Genomic DNA, 3,943 nt, shown 5'->3' on the forward strand with positions numbered 1-3,943 from the left:
TATCAATTAATAACAGACCTATTAGAAAATTCAATTATCTTAGTCCAATTGAAACTCTAAATAATAAGTTTGTTGCACTTATGAATTGAACACAGCAAAAAAAAAAAACACAAACCGTAATGATTTGTGTTTTCTAAATTTATTCAGGAACAAAAATGTAATATTCCCAGGGTTTAAATAGATGCTTTTGTTGTTTTGTATAAATGACTTTCTCGTTGGTCAGGTAATTGACAAATGTACCTTCTAACGGAAGCGTAAAATTGACATTTTGACCCGAAAGATTACCCAAATAAATCACTTTCTTGTCTTTGTTCACCCTACTAAATGCCATAATCATTTTATCGTTTGAGGTTTTGATTCGATTGAAAATAGCCGCTTTTTTTGCTCCATTCAATGCAGAATTATTGTTTTTTAAAGCACCTAATTTTTCATAAAGCGCAAACATTTTTCCTTTAGTTTTTGGAATAGAATCTTTCTCGAAGAATTTTAATCTTCTTTTCAATTCGTATTCTTGACCTGTATAAATTAGTGGCATTCCCGGCATCATATAAGTCAATGCGGTTAAGGCTTCGACCCCATCACCCATTCGTTCGTATTCGGTTCCGTTCCAAGAATTTTCGTCGTGATTAGAGGTGAAGTTCATAAAATAAGCAGTTGACGGGTACTCTTTTTTGATTTTTGCAAAAAGCGAATCGATATCAGCAACTGTTTTTTTGTTTTTGTTAAGGTCGTTCATTAAGTGGTGCGCTTCCCATCCGTAACCCATATCAAATAAATCATTTTTAAAAAGATACTCTTTATTGGATTCCATCAACATGAAAAGGGGCTTTGCTTCACGCAATTTGGGAACGGCAAATTCCCAGAAGGAAGTGGGTACATTATCGGCCACATCACAACGGAAGCCATCAATGTTTAACTCTTTTACCCAATACAGCATTTCCTCCTTCATCACTTCGTGCAAATCTGGATTGCTGTAATCCAAATGTGCTACATCAGTCCAACCCCAAGATTCGCCCGTTTCGGGATTCAGTGGATCTGTAACTTCTCCTTTCGCATTTTTATGGTAATATTCGGGATTGGTTTTAATCCATTTATGGTCCCAACCGGTGTGATTGGCAACCCAATCCAAAATAACATACATGCCATTATCGTGAGCGGTTTGCACCAAATCTTGAAAATCACTTTTGCTTCCCATATCGGCATTGATCCCTCTATAATCTGAAATGGAATAGTAACTTCCAAGGTATTTTGCACGTTCTTTTTCGTCTTCAATTTCGGTTACCACTCTGCCGTCTGTTGCCTTTCTCTTGGTCATCGATATGGGTTGAATGGGCATTACCCAAATCACTTTTACTCCCAATTTCTTCAATTCAGGAATGTCTTTAGTGAAGGCTTCAAAAGTTCCTTCGGGAGAGTATTGCCGAATATTGGCTTCGTAGATGACGGCGTTTTCAGCAGCTTCGTTAGTGAAAGCTGCTAATTTTTCAGAAACTTTATCGGTTTCTTTATCGTTTTTGCAACTGATAAATACCAGTGTTAGTGCTAGTAAGATTGTTTTTTTCATAATTTTCAACATTTATGTTTTTTAAAACATTAAAGAATTAAGGTTCATTAAGTTCAACCTTAACTTGTTTTAATTCCTTAATGGTTCCATTTTTTCTACCTCAACTCTAAAATCATAACCGATTTTCCTTCCAATGAAATTTCGCTTGAAACATCAACGGTTTTTCCAGAAAGCACATCTTTTCCTGATTTAAAACTTTGGATATTTTCTTGAAAGCGATTGGTTTTGATGTTTTTTGCTTCCGCAGCATTGTTAATTACTACCATAACGGTTTCTTTTTCGTCGTATCTGAAATACACATATACATTATTCTCCGGAATGTAATGCGTCATTTTTCCGAAGTGAACAACGCTTTTATTTTTTCTCCATTGAAATAACTTAGAAGTCACGTCAAAAAATTTGTTTTGCTCTTCGGTTCTTCCGGATTTTGCGAAAGCGTTATTTTTATCACCTTCCCAACCTCCAGGGAAATCCTGTCGAATATCCGCATCGCCTTTTCCTTTGTCGCCTGCCATACCAATTTCGGAACCGTAATACAGTTGCGGAATTCCACGAACGGTAGCCAATAGTGCCATAGCCATCGTATATTTTTTGATATCATTTTTATAGTTTTGATTAAACCGTCCGGTGTCGTGATTTTCGACGAAAGTCAATAAATTATTGGGATTTTCATACAGAAAATCGTTGGTAAAATTATCATACACTTTGATCATTCCGTCGTTCCAAGAGGCATTATCTTCATTAAAAACGTTTCCAAAAGCATCATGTAGTGTAAAATCCATCACACTTGGACAGTGCGAATTGTAACTTTGAATTGCACTTATTGGACTGTCTTTTTGCCAATACGAAATTTGAGCTTGGTCGTGCATCCATACCTCGGCAACGATGTTGAAATTCGGATATTCATCGGTAATGGCTTTGGTCCATTTTGCAATTCCTGCTTTATCGTTATAGGAATAGGTATCAACTCTAAAACCGTCCAAATCGGCATATTCAATCCACCAAATGGCGTTTTGCGTGATGTAATTGAGCACCAAAGGATTCGACTGATTTAAATCGGGCATCGAAGGAACAAACCAACCGTCCATACAATATTTGGCATCAATTGCAGAAGCATTGGTGTCAAATTGCGTTGTCATTCGATAATTAGATTGTGCAAAACCAGGAAATTGATGAAACCAATCGTAAGTAGGCAGATCTTTAAACATCCAATGTTCGGCACCCCAGTGATTGGTTACATAATCTTTGATTAATTTCATACCTCTTTTTTTCATTTCGGCAGAAAGTTGTACATATTCTTCGTTGGTTCCGTAACGAGGGTCAATTCTATAAACATCGGATTGACCGTAGGTGTGGTACGAATAACCCTTATCATTGTCCTCGCAAAGTGGTGTACTCCAAAGTGCCGTAACGCCTAATTCTTGTAAATAATCCAAATGATTTATAACGCCTTGAATGTCTCCTCCGTGACGACCGCCAGGCAAACTACGATTGACTTTTTCGTTCAAACTTGGATTACTGTCGTTATTTGGATTTCCATTGGAAAAACGATCTGGCATAATTAAATACATCATGTCTGACGAATCAAAACTTTTCCTAAATCTTGAATTTTCTTTGCGTTTGCGAAGCTGATACTTTTGAGTAAAAACTGTTTTTTTATTTTTTGAAAAAGAAAAAGTAAGCTCTTGAGCGGGTACGTTTTTAGTATCAATGCTGACAAAAATATAATTCGGATTTTCTGTTTTTCTGACATTGTTAATGATGACATTATTGGAAACAGAAACTTCATTTTGAGCAATGTTTTTACCGTAAAATAAAATCTGAACCTCTGGATTTTGCATATTGGCATACCAAAACGGCGGTTCTACTTTATCAATTTGGGCGAAAGCTGAAAACGAAATAAATAGAATAAAAAGGAAGTTGTTTTTGAATTGCTTCATATTTTTAACATTAAGAAGTTACGTTTTTTTATTAAGAAAAATTAAGGTATTAAATTTTTGAAGTGTTCGTTTACTAAAGGTCTAACACTTTTTGTTATATTATCGGTATAAAAATTTATCAGCAAGCCTTGGGGTTTTTCTAGCAAACTCATATACGTTAAAAGTTGTGCCTCGTGAACTGGAAGCAAATGCTCAACCGATTTGACTTCTATAACAATTAAATCATTAACAATTAAATCGAGTCTTAATTCTGTTTCAATATCGATTTCTCTATATTTTAGTTTAACTCTTCTTTGACTTTCAACATAAAATCCGTTAAAAAGTAATTCCTCTTTCAGACATTTCTCATAAACGGATTCTAACAATCCAGGACCAAGTGCTTTATGAACCGTAATCGCACAACCTACAATTTCATAGCTTAATTGTGTAATTTCTTTTT

Annotated in this window: 3 protein-coding genes; all 3 read right to left on the minus strand. The window is 35.3% G+C overall.

Translation table 11 applies throughout. The features are described 5' to 3' along the window. Nucleotides 1-139: 139 nt before the first annotated feature. Nucleotides 140-1,564: an alpha-amylase family glycosyl hydrolase gene (locus ACIQ2X_RS14430; RefSeq protein ID WP_396179650.1), complete on the minus strand. Its 1,425-nt coding sequence runs from the start codon at nucleotides 1,562-1,564 to the stop codon at nucleotides 140-142. 95 nt (nucleotides 1,565-1,659) lie between these two features. Further along, a complete protein-coding gene (locus ACIQ2X_RS14435; RefSeq protein WP_396179651.1) occupies nucleotides 1,660-3,504 on the minus strand; it encodes a glycoside hydrolase family 13 protein in 1,845 nt (614 codons plus the stop codon). 41 nt (nucleotides 3,505-3,545) lie between these two features. After that, nucleotides 3,546-3,943, minus strand: a 398-nt coding sequence (locus tag ACIQ2X_RS14440; RefSeq protein ID WP_396179652.1) for a GxxExxY protein, incomplete at its 5' end; no start/stop codon positions are given.

The sequence above is a fragment of the Flavobacterium sp. genome (genome assembly GCF_044368625.1).
In the GTDB taxonomy this organism is placed as follows: domain Bacteria; phylum Bacteroidota; class Bacteroidia; order Flavobacteriales; family Flavobacteriaceae; genus Flavobacterium.

Bases quoted from the DNA above. Each gene is read 5' to 3' on its own strand.
- ACIQ2X_RS14430 (WP_396179650.1), bottom strand. From the start codon at position 1,564: ATGAAAAAAACAATCTTACTAGCACTAACACTGGTATTTATCAGTTGC.
- ACIQ2X_RS14435 (WP_396179651.1), bottom strand. From the start codon at position 3,504: ATGAAGCAATTCAAAAACAACTTCCTTTTTATTCTATTTATTTCGTTT.